The sequence below is a fragment of the Ideonella sp. P3_A4 genome (genome assembly GCF_056403075.1).
In genome coordinates this window covers 1-4,431 of the sequence record NZ_JBFUGE010000503.1, presented here as the reverse complement: position 1 = coordinate 4,431, position 4,431 = coordinate 1, and the positions used below count along the sequence as shown (strand labels likewise).

Here is a 4,431-nt window from a genome sequence, read left to right as displayed (position 1 = left end):
CCTTCGGGCATCGGTGTGCGGCCGGCCATGCGCGTGAAGATCACCGTCTGCGTCAGCTCGGGCAGCGTGAAGCTCTCGACGGCCGCGGCCGCCGAGGCCATGGCCGAAGACACGCCCGGCACCACGCGCACCGGCACGCCGGCGGCATCCAGCGGCTGCACAACCTCGATCAGCGTGCCGTACAGGGCGGGATCGCCGGTCTGCAGCCGCACCACCGTCTCGTGCTTGCCGGCCTGCTCGATCAGCCAGCCCGCGATCTGCTCCAGCGTCATGTCCTTGGAGTCGGCGATCGTGCAACCCGCGGGGGCCCAGCGCATCGCCGCTTCGTTGACCAGTGAGCCGGCGAAGAGAACCGCACCGGCGCGTGCGATCAAGTCGCGGCCCTTCACGGTGATGAGGTCGGGGTCGCCCGGGCCGGCGCCGACGAACCAGGCTGTGCCGAGTTCGGACCTGGCGGGAGGGCTGGTTGGAATGCTCGACATCAGTGCGCCCCTGGCCGGAACAGCGCGGCAGTGGCCTGCGGGTTCGACGCGAAGTAGTGGTGGATGTAGCTCGCGGTGAGCCGGCCCTGGCGGTACACCGCCTCGGCCGTGTTGCCGCTGTTGGGATTGCGCCCGCGCGCGACAGGCTGCAAGGGTGTGCTCAGCTCCGAGTAGTGAAAGCTGTGGCCGCGCAGTTCACCCTCGGGCAGCGCCACGGCCTGCAGGCCGAGTGCGGCGAAACGCTTGCGCATGACGGCGTGGCCGGGCAGGGCACCGACCATGGCGTGGCGCTGCCCTTCGACGTCGGTGAGCGAATCCAGCAAGTACAGCAGGCCACCGCATTCGGCCAGTACGGGCTTGTCTTGCGCAACGTGGCGACAGATCGCACCGCCCATCGCCGCGTTGCCGGACAGTGTTTGCGCATGCAGCTCGGGGTATCCGCCCGGCAGCCACAACGCGTCGCACGAAGGCAGGTCGGTGTCGGCCAGCGGCGAGAAGAACACAGGCTCGGCGCCGAGCTCGCGCAGCACGTCGAGGTTGGCGGGATAGATGAAGGAGAACGCGTGGTCGTTCGCGACGGCGATCCGAACGCCGGCCAGCGGCCGCCCGGCGACCGGCTGCATCGCTTCGCCCGACGGGGCTTCGAATTCAGCGGACGCGGGCTCGAACGTGCCGCCAGTGGCCTCGTCCCAGGCGTCGGCCCAGCGGTCGAGCAGGGCGTCGAGCTCGGGTAGCTCCATGGCCTGCACGAGCCCGAGGTGACGCTCGGGCAGCGTGAGCTCGGTGTCGCGGCGCAAGGCGGCGACGAGTGGCAGCCCCGCCGGTAAGCTCTCGCCCACCATGCGCGCATGGCCAGGACTGCCGACGCGGTTGGCGACGACACCGATGACGCGCGTGTCGCCCCTGAACGTGGCCAAGCCATGCGCCAGTGCGCCGAAAGTCTGCGCCATGGCGCTGGCATCGATGACTGCGAGCACCGGCAGTCCGAAGGCGGCGGCGAGATCGGCGCTGCTGGGTTGGCCGTCGAACAGGCCCATCACCCCCTCGACGAGGACCAGGTCCGCTGACGCTGCCGCGGCATGCAGCAGGCCACGGCAGTGCGCCGCGCCGCCCATGAACAGGTCGAGCTGATGCACCGGCCCGCCGCAGGCGCGCGCCAGGATCATCGGGTCGATGAAGTCGGGGCCTGTCTTGAACACGCGCACGCGCCGGCCGCGGCGCACGTTGGCGCGCGCGATGGCGGCCGTCACGCTCGTCTTGCCTTGACCGGATGCCGGGGCGCTGACCATCAGCGCCGGACAGTGGGCGACCGGGTTCACGGCGCCTGTACCGGGCACGGGCAGACGAACATCGTCATCGCCACGGGCGGGTACAGGTGCGCAGGCAGCGCCAGGGAATGGAACATGGGGATCACCGGATACGACCAGGCTCCCGCTTCCCCGCAGGCACCTGCAACCAAGCACGCGAGCGTGCTCCCTCGTTGGCCGGTATCCGGGCTGGCGGTGCGCTTCGAGAACCCTTCCCAGACGCGCAATGCATCCAGTGGGCATGTACCTCGAAGCGAGGGCGTGGCGGCGAATTCCGCGCGCTCTCAACCGCTTACCGTTGCGGGGGCAGCTCAGGTTGGGGTGGTGTCCGTTGGAACGACCCTTCCTGATTCCCGTTTAACTGCGCCTGGCTTGGGGCCAGGTGCGAGCACCAAACGCGCGAAGTATAGGCGGGCTGCAGGTAACCGTTGACGACGTCAAGTCGTCGTCTTCACATGGATCCGGCTGGCTTGGCAGCGGTGCAGGGCCTCGTAGTGCTCCAGCGGTCGGCCGTTGGCGCCGTAGGCGATCGATTCGATTCGCAGCAGCGGCTCCTGCGTCGAAACGCCCAGCAGCTCGCGCGTTTCGGCGTCGGGCAGCACGGCGTCGATCCACCGCTCGGCGCGCACGATGCGCAGGCCGTATTGCCGGCGCAGCACGTCGTAGAGCGAGCGGTTCTCCAGCCGCGTGCGATGCAGGCCTGGCGCCAAGTCGGCCGGCACGGTGGTCGTCACCAGCAGCTGAAGTTCACCATCGACACTGCGCAGACGCCTGAGCGCAACGACCTGCGCGTCGCCGCCGGTCAACGCCAGTTGCTGGACCTCGTGTTCGGTGGGCGCGCGCAGCTCCTGCTGCAGCACCTGGGTGCGCACGGTGCGGCCCTTGCGGGCCATCTCGTCCGAGAAGCCGAGCACGGTCGAGACGAAGTCTTCGTCGCGCTCGCGTGCCGACACGAAGGCGCCCTGGCCGCGGATCTTGTAGATCAGGCCGCTGCGCACCAGATCAGCCAGCGCCTCGCGCACGACGATGCGTGAGATGCCGAACTGYTCGCCGAACTCGGCTTCGGTGGGCAGCTTGCTGCCGACAGTCAGTTCGCCTTGCAGGATGCGGCCACGCAGTGAATCTCGGAACTGCATCCACAACGGCGCGCCGGCATTGCGGTCCAGAACGGGCAGGGCTTGCATCGAATCGTTGGTGCTCGGGTTCACGTGGGGACGCTGGTGGGCAATGGTGAATCGTAAGTCGTCGTCGCGTGGCGTTCGGGTGCCACCGGCACAGCCAGCGGCACGCCGTGATGTTCRCGCAACAGTTGGGTGCAGGCGGCGAGCTCGTTGCTTCGCCGGGCCGCGTCCCACCCCAGGGCTTCGGCGGCGAACCTGGCCGCGTCGGCGAGCACGGCATCGGTGACCAGGCCGCTGATGGCCAGCAGCGTGCGGCGGATCACCAGGTCGTCAAGGTGGACGACACCGGTCTCGCGGCACAGGTAGCGCAACTCTGCCGCCGAGTAGCCGGCCACCAGCGGCGCATCGCCATCACGCGTGAAGCGCTCGGCCAGCGGCAGCGCCTGGGTGCCGTAGCGGCCCAGCAGATCGCTGGCGCGTTGTCGGCTCACGCCGCTCGCTGCCTGGATCTGCGCGACGAAGGCTTCCATCGCCTTGGCATGGCTTGGCCAGGCCGCGCCACCGCCGATCGGCAGGCCATCGGTCGAGCGCGAGCGCGGCCGGCCCAGCTGCCGCAGCACCTCGTCTGCCGCCTGCTCTGCGAGTGCGCGGAAGGTGGTCCATTTGCCGCCGACCAGGCCGATCATCGGGATGCTGCGCTTGCCGTTGGGCGGGTCGAGCACCACGCTGTGGTCGCGCGAAATGCCGCCTGGCTTGTCGGCGCTGGAGCGGGCCAGGGGCCGCACGCCCACGTAGGTGTAGAGCACCTGGCTGCGCTCGAAGGCGAGGCGCGGGAACATCTCGCGCAGCACGCCGAACAGGTAGTCGACCTCGGCCGGTTCGGTGGCCGCTTCGTCCGGGTTGTCGATCGGGATGTCGGTGGAGCCCACCAGCACACGGCCGAGAAACGGGTAAGCGATGCACACCCGGCCATCCGAAGCTTCGAAGTAGGCCATGCGCCCGTCCAGTAGGCGGCGCAACGTCGGGTGGTCGAGCACGAGGTGCGAACCTTTCGTGCCCATCACCCGCGCGTCCTCGCCTTCCATCAGGCTGGCGCAGCGGTCGAGCCACGCGCCGGTGGCGTTGACCACCACATCGGCGGTCACGTGTACCGTCTCGCCCGACAGTTCGTCGCGCAGGGTCAGCGCTTTGCCCTCGCAGCCGACGAGCTTGCAGTAGTTGCTGGCGGCTGATTGCGGCTGATCACGGCAAGCGTCGACCATGAGTTCGAGCACCAGCCATTCCGGGTGGCTGATCCACGCGTCGTAAAACGTGGCGGACCAGCGCACGTCCGAGCGGAACAGCGCCGAGTCGCGCGGCGATACGCGCTCGGTGGTGTGGCCGGGCATCACTTGCAACCGCCGGCCCAGCAGGTCGTACAGATTCAGGCCCAGCCGCACGACGAACAGGCCGCGCGCGCCCGGCGACACCGAGATGCCGACGAAGCGCAACAGGCTGCTCAACAAGCCGCCGAAGCGGTTG

4 protein-coding genes and 1 riboswitch are annotated in these 4,431 nt (G+C 69.2%); all 4 genes read right to left on the bottom strand.

Going from position 1 to position 4,431, the window contains the following annotated elements; translation table 11 throughout:
* The coding region (locus AC1DYI_RS27750; protein WP_477207348.1) for an SAM-dependent methyltransferase at positions 1 to 482 on the bottom strand (482 nt) is incomplete at its 3' end.
* Positions 482 to 1,771 (bottom strand): cobyrinate a,c-diamide synthase, encoded by a 1,290-nt coding sequence (locus AC1DYI_RS27745; protein ID WP_477207350.1) that lies wholly within the window; start codon positions 1,769 to 1,771, stop codon positions 482 to 484. The genes AC1DYI_RS27750 and AC1DYI_RS27745, both read right to left, overlap by 1 nt.
* A gap of 177 nt (positions 1,772 to 1,948) precedes the next feature.
* Positions 1,949 to 2,200: riboswitch (cobalamin riboswitch) on the bottom strand.
* A gap of 26 nt (positions 2,201 to 2,226) precedes the next feature.
* Positions 2,227 to 2,973, bottom strand: a complete 747-nt coding sequence (locus AC1DYI_RS27740) for a GntR family transcriptional regulator (protein ID WP_477207349.1) — start codon at positions 2,971 to 2,973, stop codon at positions 2,227 to 2,229.
* Positions 2,974 to 2,993: 20 nt separating this feature from the next.
* Positions 2,994 to 4,431, bottom strand: a 1,438-nt coding sequence (locus tag AC1DYI_RS27735) for a glycerol-3-phosphate dehydrogenase/oxidase (RefSeq protein ID WP_477207347.1), incomplete at its 5' end; no start/stop codon positions are given.

Excerpts from the sequence above, each read along its gene's own strand:
- AC1DYI_RS27745 (WP_477207350.1), bottom strand. The coding sequence starts at position 1,771 with ATGGTCAGCGCCCCGGCATCCGGTCAAGGCAAGACGAGCGTGACGGCC.